17 protein-coding genes and 1 riboswitch are annotated in these 18,703 nt (G+C 51.2%); of the genes, 4 read left to right on the top strand and 13 right to left on the bottom strand.

Features of this window, described 5'->3' with window-relative positions; translation table 11 throughout:
• Positions 1 to 27: 27 nt before the first annotated feature.
• The 6 genes from F456_RS0111295 to F456_RS0111270 all read right to left on the bottom strand — a co-directional run bounded on the left by F456_RS0111295 (position 28) and on the right by F456_RS0111270 (position 5,591).
• Positions 28 to 651 carry a deoxynucleoside kinase gene (locus F456_RS0111295; protein ID WP_018977140.1) on the bottom strand — a complete coding sequence of 208 codons (624 nt, stop codon included), beginning with the start codon at positions 649 to 651 and terminating at the stop codon, positions 28 to 30.
• Positions 652 to 1,114: 463 nt separating this feature from the next.
• Positions 1,115 to 2,158: a tRNA 2-selenouridine(34) synthase MnmH gene (mnmH, locus tag F456_RS0111290; RefSeq protein ID WP_018977139.1), complete on the bottom strand. Its 1,044-nt coding sequence runs from the start codon at positions 2,156 to 2,158 to the stop codon at positions 1,115 to 1,117.
• 36 nt (positions 2,159 to 2,194) lie between these two features.
• Entirely contained in the window at positions 2,195 to 3,244 is a 1,050-nt protein-coding gene (gene selD / locus F456_RS0111285; RefSeq protein ID WP_018977138.1) for a selenide, water dikinase SelD, read from the bottom strand.
• A 316-nt stretch (positions 3,245 to 3,560) separates the two neighbouring features.
• Positions 3,561 to 4,247 (bottom strand): Na-translocating system protein MpsC family protein, encoded by a 687-nt coding sequence (locus F456_RS0111280; protein ID WP_018977137.1) that lies wholly within the window; start codon positions 4,245 to 4,247, stop codon positions 3,561 to 3,563.
• A gap of 159 nt (positions 4,248 to 4,406) precedes the next feature.
• Positions 4,407 to 4,799: a response regulator gene (locus F456_RS0111275; protein WP_018977136.1), complete on the bottom strand. Its 393-nt coding sequence runs from the start codon at positions 4,797 to 4,799 to the stop codon at positions 4,407 to 4,409.
• A 114-nt stretch (positions 4,800 to 4,913) separates the two neighbouring features.
• A complete protein-coding gene (locus F456_RS0111270) occupies positions 4,914 to 5,591 on the bottom strand; it encodes a Na-translocating system protein MpsC family protein (protein WP_018977135.1) in 678 nt (225 codons plus the stop codon).
• Positions 5,592 to 5,832: 241 nt separating this feature from the next.
• On the opposite strand from F456_RS0111270, the gene F456_RS0111265 reads away from it, so the two are divergent.
• From F456_RS0111265 to F456_RS22400, 3 genes are all read left to right on the top strand, one after another.
• Complete coding sequence (locus tag F456_RS0111265) at positions 5,833 to 6,912, top strand: permease (protein WP_018977134.1); 1,080 nt, start codon at positions 5,833 to 5,835, stop codon at positions 6,910 to 6,912.
• A 303-nt stretch (positions 6,913 to 7,215) separates the two neighbouring features.
• Entirely contained in the window at positions 7,216 to 10,314 is a 3,099-nt protein-coding gene (locus F456_RS0111260; protein WP_169577839.1) for an ATP-binding protein, read from the top strand.
• 29 nt (positions 10,315 to 10,343) lie between these two features.
• On the top strand, positions 10,344 to 11,531 hold the full coding sequence (locus F456_RS22400; RefSeq protein WP_018977132.1) for a response regulator: 1,188 nt from the start codon (positions 10,344 to 10,346) through the stop codon (positions 11,529 to 11,531).
• Positions 11,532 to 11,681: 150 nt separating this feature from the next.
• Here F456_RS22400 and F456_RS0111250 read toward each other — a convergent pair whose 3' ends face one another.
• From F456_RS0111250 to F456_RS24010, 6 genes are all read right to left on the bottom strand, one after another.
• A complete protein-coding gene (locus F456_RS0111250; protein ID WP_018977131.1) occupies positions 11,682 to 13,655 on the bottom strand; it encodes a helix-hairpin-helix domain-containing protein in 1,974 nt (657 codons plus the stop codon).
• Positions 13,652 to 14,440 (bottom strand): PP2C family serine/threonine-protein phosphatase, encoded by a 789-nt coding sequence (locus F456_RS0111245; protein WP_018977130.1) that lies wholly within the window; start codon positions 14,438 to 14,440, stop codon positions 13,652 to 13,654. Before F456_RS0111245 ends, F456_RS0111250 begins: the two co-directional genes overlap by 4 nt.
• A complete protein-coding gene (locus F456_RS0111240; protein WP_018977129.1) occupies positions 14,440 to 15,111 on the bottom strand; it encodes a vWA domain-containing protein in 672 nt (223 codons plus the stop codon). Before F456_RS0111240 ends, F456_RS0111245 begins: the two co-directional genes overlap by 1 nt.
• Before the next feature lie 181 nt (positions 15,112 to 15,292).
• The gene (locus F456_RS0111235) at positions 15,293 to 15,580 is read right to left on the bottom strand and encodes a NifU N-terminal domain-containing protein (RefSeq protein ID WP_018977128.1); all 288 of its coding nucleotides are present in this window, start codon (positions 15,578 to 15,580) and stop codon (positions 15,293 to 15,295) included.
• Between the two features lie 272 nt (positions 15,581 to 15,852).
• Positions 15,853 to 16,350 carry a CYTH domain-containing protein gene (locus F456_RS0111225; protein WP_018977126.1) on the bottom strand — a complete coding sequence of 166 codons (498 nt, stop codon included), beginning with the start codon at positions 16,348 to 16,350 and terminating at the stop codon, positions 15,853 to 15,855.
• Positions 16,351 to 16,522: 172 nt separating this feature from the next.
• The gene (locus F456_RS24010) at positions 16,523 to 16,681 is read right to left on the bottom strand and encodes an aspartyl-phosphate phosphatase Spo0E family protein (protein WP_018977125.1); all 159 of its coding nucleotides are present in this window, start codon (positions 16,679 to 16,681) and stop codon (positions 16,523 to 16,525) included.
• A gap of 338 nt (positions 16,682 to 17,019) precedes the next feature.
• Positions 17,020 to 17,157, top strand: a riboswitch (cyclic di-AMP (ydaO/yuaA leader).
• 3 nt (positions 17,158 to 17,160) lie between these two features.
• Here F456_RS24010 and F456_RS0111215 point away from each other — a divergent pair.
• On the top strand, positions 17,161 to 17,631 hold the full coding sequence (locus tag F456_RS0111215) for a C40 family peptidase (RefSeq protein ID WP_018977124.1): 471 nt from the start codon (positions 17,161 to 17,163) through the stop codon (positions 17,629 to 17,631).
• 143 nt (positions 17,632 to 17,774) lie between these two features.
• Here F456_RS0111215 and F456_RS25010 read toward each other — a convergent pair whose 3' ends face one another.
• Positions 17,775 to 18,467, bottom strand: coding sequence for an OmpA family protein (locus tag F456_RS25010; RefSeq protein WP_169577838.1), 693 nt, complete (start codon positions 18,465 to 18,467; stop codon positions 17,775 to 17,777).
• Between the last annotated feature and the right edge of the window lie 236 nt (positions 18,468 to 18,703).

Here is an 18,703-nt window from a genome sequence, read left to right as displayed (position 1 = left end):
GATTGTCGTACTCCTTCTATAGGGTTCCTATGTGATTCTTTCTTTGACTTGGGCGACAATGGCTGCGAAATGTTGAGGCTCTGCCACAAAGTCCATGGCATCGCCGTCGACGGTTATGATCGTCGTCTGCGGTTCGGTGACGGCCAGCGAGGCCATTGCCGATTCGTAGTCTTCGATCAGCTGCTGGAGGTAAGCCTCATCCATCGCCTGCTCGAATGAGCGGCCGCGCTTGGCAATGCGTGCAAGCAGCGTTTCCAGACTGGCTTTGATGTACACGATCACGCCGGGCTTAGTGAGGTCGTCCGTCAGTACATGATAGATCTGACGATATTTCTCACGTTCGCGTCCTTTGAGAGTACGCTCGGAGAAGATCAAGTTTTTGTAAATATGATAATCCGACACGACAGGCGTTCCCTGCCGGATCAGCTGTGACTCGGTATCGCCAAGCTGCTTGTACCGATTGCACAGGAAAAACATTTCGAGCTGAAAGCTCCATTCGTCGATATTCTGATAAAACTTGTCCAGAAACGGATTTTCTTCGACGATTTCCTTAAGCACGGGCATATTGAGTTCCGCGGCCAGCATCGTTGCGAGTGTCGTCTTCCCCGCTCCGATCGGCCCTTCGACCGCGATAAAAGGAACCTGGTTCATGATGAATCCTCCTGCTTCTGCCGCCTCCAGGCGGCTCTGATGCTCTCGTCCGAAAACAGAACGTAAAACATTGTATCACAGCCGAAGAGAAAACCGGATAGGCAAATTCAAAAATCAGGCGGCGAAAAGAAGACATTAAAAAAGACCCCGGAGGGGTCTCAGGTTGTCGAGAAAGTCCAATGTGTAGAGAATCCGTAGAGGAAATTCGTTCCGGTCGCGTGTTGAAATCGAGAAAAAGGATCAAATTTTAGTGGAATTTTCTCGATTAGCGGTGCAAGTTCACATCCTGGTTTTGGGTGAACTTGCACCACAAAGGCGAACGCTAGCAGCATATGCTCCCGAAGTGGCTTTCTCCGAAAGCCTGTACTTCATTGAATTTCCTCTTCCGCTTACTGTCTGCTCACAAAAGAAGACTTTCTCGACACCTTAAAGACCCCGGAGGGGTCTTTACATAATGCAGTTCTTATTTTCCGCCGAACTCGTTCGCCAGAATTTCCTTGATCTGCTCTGCGGCTTCCTCGGCCGTAACAGCCTGGATATCGATTGTCGCTTCCGGACTTAATCGATCGGCCGAATGTTCGTACTTCGGATCGTAGTAAGATTCCAACATCAGCTTCACGGCACCCGCGTATTCCTCGGATTCCATCATCCTGTGAATTTCTGCCGCGATCGGCTGGTGAATATGCGGCTTGATACGCAGAAAAGCATTCATGCAGGCTTCGGGATGTTCCTCGGGACGATAGTCCTCGAGAATATGACGCACACGCTCTTCCATCGGAAGCGCAATGCGCAGTTGAACGCCGTGCTCCTTTTTCTCCATCAAAAATGCGGGCACTTCAACTTTGCCGATCCGCTTGCTTTCGGCTTCAAGCAGAATATATGGAGATGGCTCTATAAGCAGCAGACGCTCGAGCAGCAGCGCGTCGAACGTTTTCTGATTGCGCGCCTCGACCCCGATACCGCCAAACACGGAACCGCGGTGTCCGGCCATACCTTCAAGGTCGATAACGGGGTAGCCTTCACTTTGCAGACGATGCAAAATGACTGTCTTGCCGTTGCCCGTGTTGCCGTTCAACACAAATGCCCGGACATTCAGTTCGAAATGCTCCAGCCGTTCGACAACCCATCTGCGGTAAGCGCGGAAGCCGCCGTTCAACCGGTAAGCGCGAATTCCCATCAGGTCAAGCACGGTCGCTGTTGTACGGCTGCGCATGCCCCCACGCCAGCAGAAGACCGCTTTCTGTCCTTCGACTTCCTTGAACTGCCGGATAAATTCCGGCAGTTTGGCCGAGGCAATCTGCAGACCGCGCTCCTTGGCCTGTTCAATACCGACCTGCTTGTACAGCGTGCCGACTTCCGCGCGCTCCTCATCGTCGAAAAGCGGGATGTTTACACTGTTCGGTATGGAAGCGCTGCGGTATTCGGAAGGAGAGCGGACGTCGATCGTCGTAATTTCTCCGCTTTTCCGCTTGGCCAAAAGTTCTTCTATTGTGATGTCCTGAAACAAATTACTTCTCTCCTTTGGCTGGCCGTCAAGCGGCCTTTAGATGACGATAATGCGTCCCGCGTGTTCCGCCGTAACTTCGCCAATTTCCGACGCTTCGACACCGGCCGACTTCAGACGTTCCAGCAGCTCGCCTGCCTGTTCGCCGGCCACAGCAATCAGCAGACCGCCGGATGTTACGGCATCGCACAGAATAAAGCGGCCGATCTGATCCATGTCTTCCGGGAATGTGACATCTCCTTCGATATGCGCATAGTTATTACGCGTACCGCCCGGCACCGAACCGCCCTCGGCCAGTTCACGTACGCGCGGCAGCAGCGGCACATCGACAGAACGAATGACAATGCCGGTCCCGCTGCCCTTCGCCATTTCCGTTGCATGTCCAAGCAGACCAAAACCTGTTACATCGGTGCAGGCGTGGACATTATAGGGTTCCATCGTTTCCGCAGCCGTCTTGTTCAACGTTGCCATGACCTTCGTGACTTGGGCAATCTCCTCTTCACTGAGCAGATCCTTTTTGATGGAAGTCGTCAGAATGCCTACACCGATCGGCTTAGTGAGGACCAGTTTGTCTCCCGGCTTGGCTCCGGCATTCGTTCGTATACGATCCGGATGAACGGTTCCCGTTACAGCCAGTCCGAATTTCGGCTCCTTGTCGTCGATGGAGTGACCGCCGACGAGCGTTACGCCGGCTTCGGCCATCTTGTCGCCCGCTCCGCGCAGAATGTCGGTAAGAACCGACTTGTCCAGCGTATGAATCGGAAAAGCGACAATATTCAACGCGGTAAGCGGCTTGCCGCCCATCGCATAAATGTCGCTGATCGCGTTGGCTGCAGCCACCTGCCCGAAGTCGTACGGATCGTCGACAATCGGCGTGAAGAAATCAAGAGTCTGAACAAGCGCCAATTCGTCACTTAAGCGATATACGCCGGCATCGTCGCTTGTATCCAGTCCGACCAGCAGGTTCGGGTTTGCCGCTTGGGGCGGGAGTCCGCGCAGAACCTGAGCCAGATCCGCAGGACCGATCTTGCAGCCGCAGCCCCCTTTCGAAGACAACGAAGTCAATTTGATAGATTCCGGTACAGTCATACATTCATCTTCCTTTCGTAAATACCTTTTTGGATATATGCGTCCGGCGGAAAGGTATCCGGCCGGTTAAACCGTATAAGTGCGGTGACCGCTTTTTCTATTCTATCACTTTTCGAATACTCGGGGTGTTTCAAGTAAAGAGTGTTCGGTAACTATCTGCATGCACAAGCAGGCCGAAACCGAGGCGCACTCATGCACCTTGGTTTCAGCCTGTAAGACCGATCAAACGATATGACCGATCAAAACGGAGCGTCATCGGCATTCATCCCGAACCGCTCTGTTTTCGCTTTTCTGCGATTCGATGGCCTGAAGTCATTCAGGCTTTGAAACGGCAGACAATGATGCTGTCGTCGCGATCGAAATCCCAGTCGATATAAAGATCACTCATAGGTTTCCCTACAATTGTACCGAAGCTTGTCTCGTCCCTTAGCAGACCTTTTTCCAGCTTGCGTTTGGCAGTCTTCAAGATATCCGTATATCCAAGTGTGTTCAGCTCTTTCTCAAGAAGAATGGCAAGCCCTCTGCGGAAAATAAGCAGCGTCTCCGAATCAATCCACCAGGAATCGATCAGAGACGGTTTCCTTTGTGAGCGTGTCAACACTTTAATGATTTGATAATGAACATCTTCTCTACCCGAATAGTCTTCCTCCGCCAGCTGTCCTTCGAATTCTTCCTGGACCAAGCCTACAATTATTCCCGAAGAATTCTGAAAGTTCCAGTCATAAAAAAGATTCATCGGCCGAAACCCCAGTTCTTCTCTGAAAAAAATTTCAATCTCCGGAAGCAGAGATTTCATCATCAGCTCCCGTGTATAACGGAAAGTCTTTTCGTCTTCCCTGGCCAGCAGCACTTCTTCGATCGGACTCATGAAATTTTCGAGATGGAGCACGATACTTCGGTCATCAAAAAAAACACCCAGGGCTTCGGGCCCCTTGCCGAAGCGTTTCCTGAGTAATTTCCCTGTGTAGCCCGTAATCGCATTTACAATTTCCTGTTTGTCCATTCAAGGCACCCGTATTCACTTCTCGAAGATATACTCCGCGTTCAGGTTATGGGCTGCAGTGATATGGCAGAACGTGAGCATTCCCTGCCATTATACGCTTATCCCTTCTGATAATCGAGACATAATCGGCACTTCTTCCATTAAATTCCCAGTGTGCCGTTACTGCTTCGCAAGCTGCAGGCTTTCTCTAATCTCTCGGACAAAATCTTCCATCTTGAGCGGTTTTTTCAGATATTTCTGGAATCCCGCTTCAAGTCCTCGCTGCACATCGTCATTCAGTGCGCTTGCACTAACCGCCCATACCGGAATCGATGCTGTTTTCAAATCGGAACGCAGGTTGATAACCCCTTCAAATCCGTCCATGCCAGGCAGCTGAATATCCATGAGGATCAGGCTCGGCCGATGCAGACCCGCGAGCATAATGCCGTCTTCCACACTCCAAGCTTCCATCAATCTGATTTCAGGCAGCTTTTTCCTGAAAATATGCCGCATCAACAGCATACTGGAACGATCATCTTCAATATACAGCACACACTCAACCGCTTCCCGCATCAATACCATCCTTTCCCCACAAAAATAGGCCGAAGAAGAGGTGTACGTACACCTCTTCTTCGGCCCGATTAATCAGCGCGCCTCGAAGGCGTCTGAATCGTTACCGATCTTATCCTATTCCTGGAATATGTAAATGACGATGCTGCGGTCGCGATCGAAATCCCAATCCGCATAGAGGTCCGTTAACGTCTTATTCAGAATTGCACCTGCGTTAGCTTCCTGCTCCAGCATTCGTTTCTCAAGCCTTCGCTTCGCTGCTTTCAGCACTTCCGTATAGCCAAGCTCGACCATTTCTTTTTCCAGCAGTACGGTTATACCCTGTCTAAAGACCGCCAACATCTTGGGGTGGACCCACCAGGAGTCGATATGTTCCGGAATTTTCTGAATGGCGGCTGTGACATCGATTACCTTATTGTGCACGTCCGCCTTGCCTGGATAATCAGGCGAGTGTTCGGTCTTCGGATCGAACATGCCGACAATTGCACCGGAAGCGTTATGAACGCCCCAATCGTAATAGAATTCTGACACATCCATACCTGCATTTTCCTGCAAAAAAACTTTAAGTTCCGGCAGCAGCGACTCCATCAAGAGTTCGCGTGTATAGCGGAACGCTTTCTCTTCTTCCTGTGTCAGCAGAAATTTCTCCACCGGTCCCATGAAATTTTTCAGGTGGAACACAATGCACCGCTCGCACAGGAAGACGCTCACGGATTCGGGGCCTTTACCGAAGCGTTTTCTTAGCAGCTTTCCGACGTAACTCGTCACCAGGCTGATTGTTTCTTTTTCATTCATCACTAACACCGGCCCAGTTTATCAGGATATGCCCAGGATTCGGACACATCGGCTCTACGACCTAATGAGGCAGCCGAATATGAGCATTCCAATCAAGTATACTGGATCTTCTTTCAATATGCGATAGCAAAATTTAGGAAAATTATAATTTGTAACTTCAGAAAATAGTATGGTTTTAAATTGGATATGCTATAATTCACTTTTGTAAAACGACATTCTACAATATAGGGGGATTCTTTTCATGCCTGCTGCTTCTTCAGCTCCAACCCCCCATTCTCAGCGTAATAAAACGATCCTGCTTGCCGTTATCTTCATCCTTATTGCGGCTGCAGGGCTTTTTTACGTGAAATGGTGGCCGTATTACCATAAAGCGATCAAGGCGGCGGCCGATCACTCGATCGGATCGTCGATTCTCGGTGAAAATGGATCGCCTGCTCCATCTTGGGCTGCAGCTTGGGATTATGCTGTCGTGTATTACAAAGCCGTCTGGAAAGCTGCCGTATTCGGTATTCTGCTGGGATCGCTTGTTCAAGTCATGCTTCCTGCGCAGTGGCTGCTCAAGGTACTTGGCAAGACTTCATTTGGCAGCACGCTTGCGGGCGGCGCCGCCAGTCTGCCGGGTATGATGTGTTCCTGCTGCGCTGCGCCGATCGCGGTCGGACTGCGCAAGAAACAAGCTTCAGTCGGAGCCAGCCTCGCCTTCTGGATGGGCAATCCGACACTGAACCCGGCAGCGCTCATCTTCATGGGCTTTGTGCTGTCGTGGAAGTTCGTCGCGCTGCGGATTGTATTCGGCGTACTGCTCGTGTTCGGCGTCAGCTACTGGGCAAACCGCTTTTCGCCGGAAGCCAAGCTTCCGAAAGACATTCAGCCTGAACCTGAAGGTACGCTGACGACAGCCCATACTGCGCCCGAACAACCTCTTATGCTTCGCTGGCTCAAAACTATCGGCAGCATGGCGTTAACACTCGTTCCCGCGTACTTCATCTTCGTGCTGCTGCTGGGCGCCGCACGTGTCTGGCTGTTTCCGACTGTCGGGATCGAAGGCGGCAATCAGCTGCTTATGATTATCGGATTTGCACTCGCAGGCATGCTGTTCGTGATCCCAACCGCTGCCGAAATTCCGATTACCCAGTCGTTTATGGCATTGGGACTTGGCGGCGGACCAGCGGCGGCCCTAATGTTTACGCTGCCGGCCGTCAGCCTTCCGTCACTGATGATGATCTCGCGTGCTTTCCCGAAAAAAGTGCTGCTGTTCGTCGCCGGGTCCGTTGTTGTGTTAGGCGTACTCTGCGGATTAGCCGGGATGTTAATTTTATAAAGAATGCAGCATACAGAGCCGCTCTGATCGTCGCCGAACGAACAGGGCGGCTTTGCTGTGTTCTGCACTCGTCAATTTGGCATAAGGAGCTCCCCTGCCTTTGGACTCATTTTCTCTTCTAAACACACTTCTGGAAAAGAAAGGGTGGATTCAAAGGCAAAGCAGGATTAAAGTATAGATATGCGACCTTTTATTACAAAGGAGAGATTCACTCTTCCAAGCACACTTTCCATTTTTCTTTTGCTCTTTTTTCTGCTGCTGATCCTGGGTGGCCTTCGACTCGTTCTGAATAACCCTTTTGCAATGAGTCATCAGCCGCTTGCCGAAAAAGGCGTGCTCGATCTGCGCGGAATCGAATTTGACGAGCGTCATACGCTGGATTTGAAAGGAGACTGGGAATTTTATCCGCAGCAATTTATCTACTCGGACTCGAAGGACAGGATATCTGAGGAACCGACCTATTTACACGTTCCCGGAACATGGAAATATGCGATGCTTCCGAATACAACTTCGGCAAAAGGGTACGGAAGCTACAAGCTTCGTATTCTGACCGATCCATCCGATTTCTCTTATAAACTGCTGATTAAGGAGATCACCAACTCATTCAAGCTGTATGCCAACGGCAATCTGGAAGCCCAGATGGGGCAAATCTCCAAGACAGCGGAAAAGCACAATCCCGATGTCATGACAAAACTTGTTTCGCTGCCGAATACGACCGAGATTGAATTAATCGTTGAAGTATCCAATTTCGAAAACCCGTTCCGTGGAGGCATCTCCCGTTCGATTAAGTTCGGCCCGGCTCATGCGATCCATTCGGAGCGTACATATAATGTTGGGATGCAGTTGATGACAATAGTTGTTCTAATGCTGCACGCCGTATACATTGGAATCATTTATTTTTTCAGCCGGAATAACAAAATTTTCTTGACCTTTACACTGCTGTTGATTGCGGCTATGTGCAGTATCTCGCTCGATGAAGATAAGGTGCTGCTGTCTCTTCTTCCTCTCGATTATGAGATGGTTAAGCGAGTATCACTTATCTCTTATCTGTTGATGATGGGATTCATGCTCCAGCTGACCATCTCGTTTTGTACACCGCCAAACAAACGGAAGTACTACAGGGCTTATTTCATTCCGGCCTTTGTTTTTGGAGTATTCGTGCTGGTTGCTCCGATTCATTGGGTACTCCTGATGGCGAACACAGGGCCTTTCAGCGTACTGGTGCTGTTTCCGTCAGTCTTTGTTCCTTTTTTGCTGACTCGCTATGTTATTCAAAAGGATCGCAGCGCCGTCTTCCTGCTTATTGCCGCCAGCAGTATCGCATCCACGCTGATTTGGGGCGGATTCAAGGGCAGAGGCATGGCAGACTCAGGCTTTTACGCTTTTGACATTCTGATTGCGCTCCTAAGTGCTGCTGCTTATGGCATCTGGCGTTATTTCCAAAATAACGAAGCGCTGACGGATGTGGCGGCGCGGCTGCAGAAGGCAAACGATACGAAAGCCGATTTTCTTGCCAACACTTCGCATGAGCTGCGCACGCCGCTGCACGGCATGATCAATATGGCGGACAGTGTGCTTGCCGCCGAAGGCGACACACTGTCCGAGCGATCCCGAAAGGATTTGCAGCTCTTGGGTCAAGTAGGCCGCCGTATGAACGTACTGCTCGGTGATCTGCTTGATGTTTCGCAGCTTCGCGAAAATCGCCTGTCCATACGCCCGGAGCCGGTAAAAGTTCAATCTATGGCTGCCGGCGTTCTGGACATGCTTCGTTATATGGCAGCAGGCAAGCCGATCGAGTTGAAGCTAGACATTCCTTCCGGCTTCCCTTCCGTTTATGCGGACGAGAAGCGTCTGACACAGATCTTGTTCAATCTGGTGCACAATGCGATCAAATTTACGTCATCAGGTACGGTAACCGTACGAGCTGAGATTGTCGGCGATTCTGCAGCGATCCAGATTGCCGATACCGGCATCGGGATTGCCGAGAAGGAACTTGTTCGAATCTTTAGTCCCTATGAGCAAGGCGATTCACTGCGCAAAGCGGCCGGCATTGGCTTGGGTCTTACCGTCAGCCGCAGCCTGCTGGAACTTCACGGCAGCGAGCTAAAAGCCGAATCCGAACCCTCCAAAGGATCGGTCTTCTCCTTCTCACTTCCGCTGGCGGAAGTCTCGATCCAGGAAGCGAACCCTATGGAGGAGCAGGCTGTTTACCCGGAGTTTGCGCTTGCCTTTGACGAAGATGCCGACATCCGGCGAATAGCCGGGATGCCTGGCGGCAATTACGAGTTGTCCATGCCGTCCCATCCGGCAGTCAGACATCTTAACGATTCCCAAAACGGAGCGGAAGCCTGGGATGAGGACAGTGATTCAAGAGCGCATGTGCTTGCCGTGGACGATGACCCAATCAATCTGCGCGTCCTGCGCAGCATGCTAGCGGAGGAGCATTATCTCGTCACTTCGGTATTAAGCGGCGAGGAGGCTCTTGAACTTCTGGAAAATCAGGCTTGGGATCTTGTCATCGCGGACGTGATGATGCCCAATATGTCAGGTTACGAACTATCTGCTCGTATACGAGAACGTTACTCGCGAGCCGAGCTGCCTATTCTCCTTCTTACTGCCCGCAACCGGCCGGAAGATATCTATGCCGGCTTCGCGGCTGGAGCGAACGATTATCTGACCAAGCCGGCAGATGCATTGGAACTGAACTACCGCGTCAAAGCATTGACCGATCTTAAGCGGGCGTTGAGTGAGCATTTGAGTATGGAGGCCGCGTATCTGCAGGCTCAGATTCAACCCCATTTTCTGTTCAATGCCTTGAATTCGATCACAGCGCTGAGCGGCATTGACATCGACCGGATGAACGAAACAATCGAGGCATTCGGTTCTTATCTGAAGATCAGTTTCGACTACTGGAACGCTCGTCAGCTGGTGCCGCTGGAACGTGAGCTTGAGTTGGTCCGTTCGTATCTATATATCGAATCAATGCGCTTTGAAGACCGTCTGCGCGTTGACGTCACTATCTCGGAAGAAATTGATCCCGAAGCAACAATGCTTCCGCCTCTATGCATACAGCCGCTCGTTGAGAACGCAGTCCGGCACGGTGTGCTCAGCCGTTCCAAGGGAGGATGCGTATCCCTAAATGCAGCGGTTGAAAATGGAAAGATCGTGTTTACGGTTCATGATGATGGAGTCGGTATGGATGAAAAAACGCTCCAGAGCCTACTGCTCCCTGATTGCAGCGAACGTCGAGGCATCGGGACGCGCAATACGGATCGCCGTCTGAAGCGAATGTACGGCTCCGGTTTATCGATTCACAGCCGCCTGGGTATTGGAACGACCGTCTCCTTCCAAATACCGGCGGCACCCTTACAGTCCCCCCTATACGGCATGGCTTCCGACTAGATGCAAAATCGTAAAGAGGTGAAACGATCATGATAAAAGCTCTGCTGATTGACGATGAGAAGCTGGCTGTAATGCATATGGAAAAACTGCTGCGCGAGCTTCCGGAATTCGATGCCGTCGAATCGTATACCGATCCTCTGGCAGCCGTTGAAGCGGCACGCAAAAGCCGGCCCGACGTCATCTTCCTCGACATCGTGATGCCTGAACTTAACGGTATGCAGGCCGCAGAACTCATGCAGCAGGCAAGTCCTGATTCGGATATCGTATTTGTAACCGGATATGACCGTTATGCCATTGAAGCGTTCGAGATGAATGCGCTCGATTATGTGCTCAAGCCTGTGCAGCGGACAAGGCTTGCCAAGACACTCTCTCGTCTGATCGGTCGAAGAAAAAATGTGATTCAGACAGCCGAATTGCAGACCCACCAAGCGATGATTGGTTCCTTCAAGACTCTCCGTCCAAATGCCGTTCCCGGAACTTCCGGTATGTCGGCATTTCGCTGGCGTACATCACGTGCACAGGAAATGTTCGCTTATCTGCTTCATTATCGTGAACGCTTCGTCGGCAAAGACAAGCTGATCCAGCAATTCTGGCCTGAATCTCCGTTCAAGCGTGCCTCCACTTACCTGTACACAACCATCTATCAGATCCGCCAATGCCTTAAGCAGAGCGGTCTGGATGTGGAGATCGCCAATGCAAGCGGGGGAGAAGGATATACGCTGCATTTGAAAAACACCGCCCTGGATGTAGACCAATTCGAGACCGGATTAAGAACATTGGGCGCGGTGACCGCCGACAACTGTGCCGAACATATTCGCCTGTCACAGCTCTACATCGGCGATTATCTGGCCGATTACGATTATTCTTGGGCAGAAGGAGAGCGTCAACGGCTCAGATCCGTTCAACTGCATCATGCATCCGGACTTGCTCTGTTTTTACTGGAAAACGGACGGACTGTCGAAGCAGCGGCCGAATATACAAAACTTGCAGAGCTGCATCCTTATTCCGAGCATACGCATCTGGGACTGCTGCAAGCTTATGCCCTGCTGGGCGATCAGAATGCTGTTGACGAACGATATCGCCAAGCGGAACGTCTATTTGAAAAAGAGCTGGACGTGGAAACTCCGCTTGTGCTGTCCGAATGGTACAAACGTTGGAATGCAGGTGAATTTTCCGGCAGCGATAAGATTCCTACCGCTCTTCGTTCAAGCGTTTAAATCCTCTTTTGCAATCCATAATAGAAAAGCCGCCTCCAAAGTGACTATGCACTGTGGAGGCGGCTTTTTTGCGCTGCAAGCGGTATGAACCGAAAGCCGTCAGGACCTCGGGCTTCGGTTCGCACCGCTTTTATCATTCCGGTTGCCCGGTTATAAAACACTCACATCGAGCTCAGCTTCGGCCAATGCTTGAGCGGTTCCACCCGCTTCTCGCAGCACTGTTTCCTGCCTGACGCGAATACCGGCAGAAATGCGCATCAGCTCTGCCGCGCCGATAGACAGCCGGCGCTCCAGCTCTCTCATGCGGGTCTCAACAACCCGTTCAACAGCCGCTATCTCGGACTTCGGCACCTGACCGAGCACCGGATCGAATACAAATCGGCGTTCGATCCGATCACGCCAGGCAAGCAGCATTCTCGTGTTTGCCGGACCGAACCCTGGCACTTTCGCCAAGCGGCCGCTCTCGACCTGTAAAGCCGTTTCAATGCCGAACAGCGCAAGCGTCGCCCTACGGCCCGGTCCGATGCCGTCGAGCTGCGCTTCGTCAATTCGATACTTCCGCAGGTAAGCCTGCAGTTGACTGGCGCGCTGCTTCTCTTGCAGACGACGAAGCTCTGCCGCTTTGAACGCCTCCAGACCGAGATAATCGCGTCGGGCCTGTTCCAGCTCCTGCAGCTTGCTTGAGAACGGTCCTGCCCGGCTTGCCTCGATATAACGGCGGGACAGCTCGTTCCACCGAACGCGAAGCCGGTCTCGTTCATCGATTCGCTCCGAACGCAGTCGCCGTCGTCCTCTGCCTGCCGCAAGCAGCAGCAGATTGAAGCCGGCCAGAACGCCGGCTGTCACTATCCATAGGCCGGGAAAGAACAGCCATAATCCCACGGCTGCAGCCAGTGACAGCATAGACAGGCCGATTCGCCATTTCCGATATCTAAGACAGGAGGCTGCAGGCGCCGAGAGCTGCGTCTGCAGTGTTGAAGGCTCCGGCAGAGCACGGGCCGGCGCAGGTGCAGGCACCCGCTGAATTTGCGTCCATACAGCAGAGAGCTGGAATCCGGCCGCTGAATTCGCAGCCTTGCGCTTCATCCCCGGTGCCGGACGCCGGACAGCATCGGATGGACGGAACAGCATGCCTCCGGTTGCAGCTTCCATCGCGCACCAGGGGCAGGATCTCGCATGCGACGGATATTGATGCCAGACATTGGCGGCGCAGGGAACGAGCGTGCCGCCCATATCCTGCAGGGCAGCAATCCATTCTTGGGCATCGGGACGCCTTTTCACGGAATCCTGCGAGAAAGCCCGTGCAAAAAGCTCCTGCAGCGCCGGTGTCAGAACCTGCAGCGGCAGTGCGCCGGGCGGCGGCTGCATCTGCCGAGCGGACGCCGAAGGACCGTAAGCGAAGCGGAACTCGCGAATCGCCCGTTCGATCGGCATATCACCGGGACCGGCGTATTTGCCCGCAAAGGGATGCCGTCCCATAAACAGCAGCATAAAGATAAACACCGCCAGACCAAAGTTATCGTGATTGCGGGTCCGTACCATCCCTCTAAAAGAAGTTACTCCCTGCAGCTCCGGCGGCATATACATCGGAATCCCGACGTCGCAGCCGAATTGGGTACTGCCGGATTGTACCTGGAAACTATCGCAATCCAGCATCAGGATCGTCGCTTGGTCCGTAACGTAAAAGTTGCTGTGGTTAATGTCTCCGACTACATGTCCGGCTTCATGTACAGCTGCAAAGGCTCGTGCAAGATTGGACGCCGTATGTATAAGAAAAGGATAGCCTGCCTGAGGAAATTCCGTCAGCCTTGTTTTTGGTCCGTACAGCTTATGAATTTCTTTTCCACTCAAGACCGGCATAAGAAATCCGACTATCCGGCGCCCAGCGTCGCGGAGTACATCGACCGGCCAGACCGTAAAGCGAAGCAGCCTTTCCGTTTTCAGCCGCACCATCGCTTCGATCTTCTCCTGCTTCTCTTTGGGCAGAGGTTGATGATACAGCTTCGCGACAAGATCCGAACGACCGGTCACTTCAAAAACCGAACCTTCTCCTCCGCGTCCGAGCTCCTGTCCGAAGCTCACTTCCGCACCGCTTCCGGTTACGATCCGAGCCGCCCGCTTCATGATGCATCGTCCCGCTTCGACATCCGCGTCGCCAGCACAAGCGTCTTGTCGTCGTCTGTCCGTTCGTTAACCCTCCCGGACTCGAGAAACGCGCGCAGCGAATCGCGATACCGATCGTTGTCGGACGGTTCCAGATTTCTCAATATGGAGAAGAAAGGTAGAAAGAACGGCCCATACGCGGTTTTTGTCTGGTAATGCAGCGCCAAGCGCTGGATGCCATCGGTGAATAAAGCCACCTCGCCGTATATTCGGCCGGTATGCAGACTGTACTGCAGAACATTCTTCGCACTGCTCTGCGTCGCAAAGTAAGTCGTATTTTCATATTCGCCCTGCTGGGGCCAGAATTCCCACATATAGACGTCCTCCTTCTCCGAAAATACAATCGCGCCGTCACCGATCTGAATAAATACTGCCGCGTCTTCACAGACGACTGCTGCCAGAAGCGTACAGGCGAACTCACGTGAGCGGCAGCCTTCTTTCTCCGCCAGGCCTCGTACCGTATTCTGAAATCGATCAAGCCAAGCTTCGCAAAATTCGCGGGTCAATTCATCGACGCGGCCTCCCTCTTCCAGGTGCTGCCCGACCGCATCGATGAACATCGAGCAGACCAGTTCGGAACCTTCATCTGAACGCGAAGCGCTGCCTGCTCCGTCCGATACGACCGCAGCAAGCACTTCTCCTCCGTTCCGGTCCACAAATGTCCGGCACAGCGAATAATCTTGACAGGGCGCGCCCGTTTTGGCATGCGACGTGCCGCGTACGGAAGCGTTCGCGTACCGCCACATCAGATTAGCGCCCAGCCTTCCGGTGACGCTGGATTTTCCAGACGGATCTGGTCACCCGGTGTCGAATGCGAAACCGAATTCAGCGAGTTCGACAACCAGGAGAACAAGTCGGCGAAACGAAGTCCTTTCAGCTTTAACGGGGCACGAGTAGAAATCTGTGCAAGTACATTCATATCGGCATTTTCTACGCCGACCGCGAAGAACATGAATGATTTTGCGGCTTCGCCGCTGCGTACCAGCGATGCCGCACGCTGCCAATCGTCGGTTGGAGCTCCGTCGGTGATCAAGAAAATCCAAGGACGATAATAAGAAATTCCGTTTTGCTTATATACATTTTTGCGCGTTTCCAGCATGGAGACCGCCTTCTCAATAGCCGCACCCATCGGCGTATTGCCGCTTGCTGTCAGCGTCGGCGGGTAGAAATCGTCCGGTGTGCCGAATTCAGAAGTGGCCTGCACAGGACCAAAGCTGACAACGGCCAGCTCTACACGTTTGACGGACATGCTATCCGTCATCAGTTCTTCCTTAAACGAAGACAATCCCCGGTTCAGTTCTTCAATGGGCTGACCGCTCATTGAATAGGAAGTATCCAGCAGCAGGATACAAGGACATCTCGGCTCGGGATTTTCCGCAAATTCTGCGGCAAACGGTATCTGGTCGAATTCAAACATCGAAAGCAGCCCCTTCGTCTTTAATCATGACTTCCTGCGACTCGTAACGTCTCTTCATACATTTAGTTCTGTCAAACATCTGCCCCTATACGTTAAATCCAACTTTCTTTGCTCTCTTTTCCTTGCTCTCTATAGTAATAACCTGTCTCCGAAACGCGAAAACGCTCCGTGAAGGAGCGTCTTATTCGTATACGCGTTGGAAAGCTTCTTCGACCTGCGGAAGAATGCTGTCCCAATCGGCATCTGGGTATTTACTGACCGTAACAAAGTCACGCATCCCGAAAATGTTGTCTACGCCGTCAATTGCGACCAAGGCCGCAGCCAATGGATGTTCGCTGGACTCACCCGCTTTAACGGATGTACTTTTGGGACCTTCGAACAGAATGGTGTCAGCACCTACTCGAACCGAGTTAGGATTTGGCGTCTGTTGAATATGAATTTGAACTGCGATGATCCTCACCTCTTTCATGGATTTGTTCTTCGTTTTCACGGATTGGCTTTATTGTACCATATGCCTGCCGCAAGCGGCTCGTCAAAATCCGTATTCGGAAGCTAATGCAGCACTGCTTCCAAACCGATTACTTTGGCCCACTTAAAAACCCCCTCCACAGCGCGGAAGGGGGTTTGATCGAAACACAGGATCTGTTTCTCCATAAAACTTTTCTCTTCGTTTTTTCTCTTCATATAAAGTCGATTTACAGAGAATTGATTTAGATAGAATCAATCAGGGCCAAACTGATCTTATTTACGGCTCTGCAGATCTCGCCAAACTTTTTTGTTGCTGTATTCCCGCTTTGAGCTAATATCTTCTCCGAACCAGTCCGGCGGAATGAAAGACTGCGCAGTTTCAATGGAATCGAATTCGACTTCGGCCACTGTCAAATTCAGCTGATCGTAACGATCGAGCTCTACTGTGAATCCATTCCATTCACCGGTTGTACGCGTTTTGGTCAGCGGTACCGCACCGGATGCCTTGAAAAGTTGCTCATAAATACTCTCGGTAATCGAATATTCGACCTCTTCGCGACTTAACCCGTTACCCTGCTTAAAAGTATGCGTGTATTCGACTTCACCCGTATCGGCGTCAACCAATCGTCGAACTCGAATCTCCTGCTGCTCGTCCAGCGCCAGATACGTCTGTTCAATCACCTGCTGGGATTGACGGACAAACACTTTCTCGGCAGCCAATTCATCCGGCGTGCGGTCCAATAAAAATTTGCGTTCGATCTCCATTGCCATGATTGTGTCTCCTCCTTCGTTCCCATATGCTCTTTTTCAGTATACTCCGAAAGATCACGGTGTCGAAAGTCGAAGCCGACAAAACACAAAAAGCGCGTAAAGTACGCGCAGAGGGCTCAAGCTTTTTCGATTTTCCGGCAGAATCACCTCTTAATGACAAAATCCTCCCGGCTTATTTTTTCTGACGCTCATATTCGTTCAGCCATTGATCCAGCTTCTGGGACTGAAGCAGCACCCTTTGATCCAAGAAACCATACTCGTCCGCAAGCCTATAAAGAACCTGACGCTGATACTCCATCTCGTTTCGAATATTTTCGCAGCTGACCTTCATCTTTATGCCCTCCCGCTCAGATCTTATATACCATAATTCGGTAAATCAGCGTCTTTTGCAAAGAGTGAATGCTTAAATTTTATTCATTTTTTTCGAAAATCTCTTCGTAAATTCGGTTGGACTGCCGAAAAATAAAACTTGGAACCATTTTATTCGAGTCGAAGATACCCACCCGATAGGGCTAATTGTAACAAATACCTACGTTTTTCCTAGCATTAATTACAAATTTGTCACTTGTGTTTCATATTTAGACTGTTATAATCATGCGAGTCGAGAAGTTTTCGAAGGGAATTTGACAAACTAGCAGGCAGTAAGGTAGAGTATCAATAGTTACAAAATATTAATAAATGCCGAATTTCTTTTGTAAGAAAACGGGGGAACCATTTTGGGTGAATTATTCTTGTTTCAGAGGGAATATAGGGAAAATCCTTCCACCGAATCCTTAGCTAACTCCGTAGGCACTCAGGGGGAAAACTTTTTTGAAGAAGCTCGTTATTTCCGTATTGGGAGCAGCCATTGTATTCACTTCAGGGGCAGTGAATACTTCCGAAGCCAGCTCTGTACCAATCAAGTCCGCAGTCAGTCAAGTCGCAGGAACGCCTTATAAATATGGCGGCACCACCACATCAGGTTTCGATTGTTCCGGATTTACCAGATATATCTTCAAGAAATTCGGCATTAATCTGCCTCGCACGGCTGCAAGCCAAGCCAAGCAAGGTACAACCGTATCGAAAGCCAATCTCCGCGTAGGCGATCTCGTCTTCTTCAATACGACGGGCCGCGGCATTTCTCACGTGGGATTCTATATGGGTGGCGGCAAGTTTGCCCACTCTTCGAGCAGTAAAGGCGTCAGCACTGCAAGTCTTTCCAATTCGTACTGGTCTAAACGCTATGTGACCGCAAAGCGCGCAACCAGCGAATGGACGTATGGTCAGATGATCAATAGTTAATTTTTCATCAAACCGCATATTTTCCACTTACCCGTTCCTTTCGGCGCATGAGCCGAGGAACGGGTTTTATTATTATTGGCTTGAATTGTATCGAATTCCAGCCGAAGTCCGCCTATATGGCTATCTTATATGGATATGGATACCTAAACCGGATCAATAACTAGATCCACGCGGCGGTTTCGGCTGCGCCCTGCCTCGGTATCATTGGATTCCACAGGCTGCGTCTTCCCGTAGCCGACTGCTTGGAATGTCACATTCGGCAGATCCGCGGTTTCAAGATATTCGAGAACTGCCTGTGCACGTTTATTAGACAGCTCCTGATTATACTCTTCCGAACCCCGATCATCGGTATGGCCTTGAATTTCGATCGAAGCGCCTTTCAGATCTGCAAGCGCCTTAACGACCTCGTCTAACATCTCTGCAGCTTCCGGTTTCAGCTCGGCCTTGTCATAATCGAACAGCAGCGTGTCTGCAATCTCAAGCTTCACCGGCTCGTTTCCTTGACCCAGAGTGATCGGTTCTCCTGGGCGAATCGGGGTACCCGGTTGGATGGCTTTGCCCGGTTCGATCGCCTTTCCTGGTTGAATCGGCGTACCCGGTTCGATGGCCTTGCCGGGTTGGATGGGTGTACCAGGTTGGTTCGCATTTCCTGATTCAATCGTTTTTGCACCATCGGATTGATTCCCATCTGCGGCATCCGCCGTCTCGACACCGACATCCGCTGCGTCCTGCACTTCACGGCTCTCACCGTCTCCACAGGCTGTCAGCGCCAACATCACCGCCAGCGGGAAACTGAGGGTCCGTGTCATCATTTTAAGTGTCGTCTGTTTGTTCATCCGTTTCGCCTCCAAAAATTTTTCTGGGAGACATCTACGTGCAGCTTCGGACAAAAGTTTCAAATGTTCATTCTCCGTATTCATATCCATTCGAAGCATTCTGTCGAAGCCGCTCTCTTCCTTAATAACGAACAATTCGCTCATTTAGTTGCATATTGAGAAAAAGTTTTTTATTTGTCCCCCCCTTTTTTTGCTATAGTGAATTCAACTTTTCGAAACGGGGTGACTGGAGAGAA

It is taken from the genome of Saccharibacillus kuerlensis DSM 22868, from assembly GCF_000378145.1.
Lineage (GTDB): Bacteria > Bacillota > Bacilli > Paenibacillales > Paenibacillaceae > Saccharibacillus > Saccharibacillus kuerlensis.
This window is presented reverse-complemented; position numbering and strand designations above follow the sequence as displayed.

What these genes read in the sequence shown, in the direction of transcription:
- F456_RS0111270 (WP_018977135.1), bottom strand. Translation starts at nt 5,591, where the DNA reads ATGAATGAAAAAGAAACAATCAGCCTGGTGACGAGTTACGTCGGAAAG.
- F456_RS0111235 (WP_018977128.1), bottom strand. Translation starts at nt 15,580, where the DNA reads ATGAAAGAGGTGAGGATCATCGCAGTTCAAATTCATATTCAACAGACG.
- F456_RS0111265 (WP_018977134.1), top strand. Translation starts at nt 5,833, where the DNA reads ATGCCTGCTGCTTCTTCAGCTCCAACCCCCCATTCTCAGCGTAATAAA.
- F456_RS0111295 (WP_018977140.1), bottom strand. Translation starts at nt 651, where the DNA reads ATGAACCAGGTTCCTTTTATCGCGGTCGAAGGGCCGATCGGAGCGGGG.
- F456_RS0111275 (WP_018977136.1), bottom strand. Translation starts at nt 4,799, where the DNA reads ATGCGGGAAGCGGTTGAGTGTGTGCTGTATATTGAAGATGATCGTTCC.
- F456_RS0111280 (WP_018977137.1), bottom strand. Translation starts at nt 4,247, where the DNA reads ATGGACAAACAGGAAATTGTAAATGCGATTACGGGCTACACAGGGAAA.
- F456_RS22400 (WP_018977132.1), top strand. Translation starts at nt 10,344, where the DNA reads ATGATAAAAGCTCTGCTGATTGACGATGAGAAGCTGGCTGTAATGCAT.
- F456_RS0111250 (WP_018977131.1), bottom strand. Translation starts at nt 13,655, where the DNA reads ATGAAGCGGGCGGCTCGGATCGTAACCGGAAGCGGTGCGGAAGTGAGC.
- F456_RS0111225 (WP_018977126.1), bottom strand. Translation starts at nt 16,350, where the DNA reads ATGGCAATGGAGATCGAACGCAAATTTTTATTGGACCGCACGCCGGAT.
- selD (WP_018977138.1), bottom strand. Translation starts at nt 3,244, where the DNA reads ATGACTGTACCGGAATCTATCAAATTGACTTCGTTGTCTTCGAAAGGG.
- F456_RS25010 (WP_169577838.1), bottom strand. Translation starts at nt 18,467, where the DNA reads ATGAACAAACAGACGACACTTAAAATGATGACACGGACCCTCAGTTTC.
- F456_RS0111260 (WP_169577839.1), top strand. Translation starts at nt 7,216, where the DNA reads ATGAGTCATCAGCCGCTTGCCGAAAAAGGCGTGCTCGATCTGCGCGGA.
- F456_RS0111240 (WP_018977129.1), bottom strand. Translation starts at nt 15,111, where the DNA reads ATGTTTGAATTCGACCAGATACCGTTTGCCGCAGAATTTGCGGAAAAT.
- F456_RS0111245 (WP_018977130.1), bottom strand. Translation starts at nt 14,440, where the DNA reads ATGTGGCGGTACGCGAACGCTTCCGTACGCGGCACGTCGCATGCCAAA.
- F456_RS24010 (WP_018977125.1), bottom strand. Translation starts at nt 16,681, where the DNA reads ATGAAGGTCAGCTGCGAAAATATTCGAAACGAGATGGAGTATCAGCGT.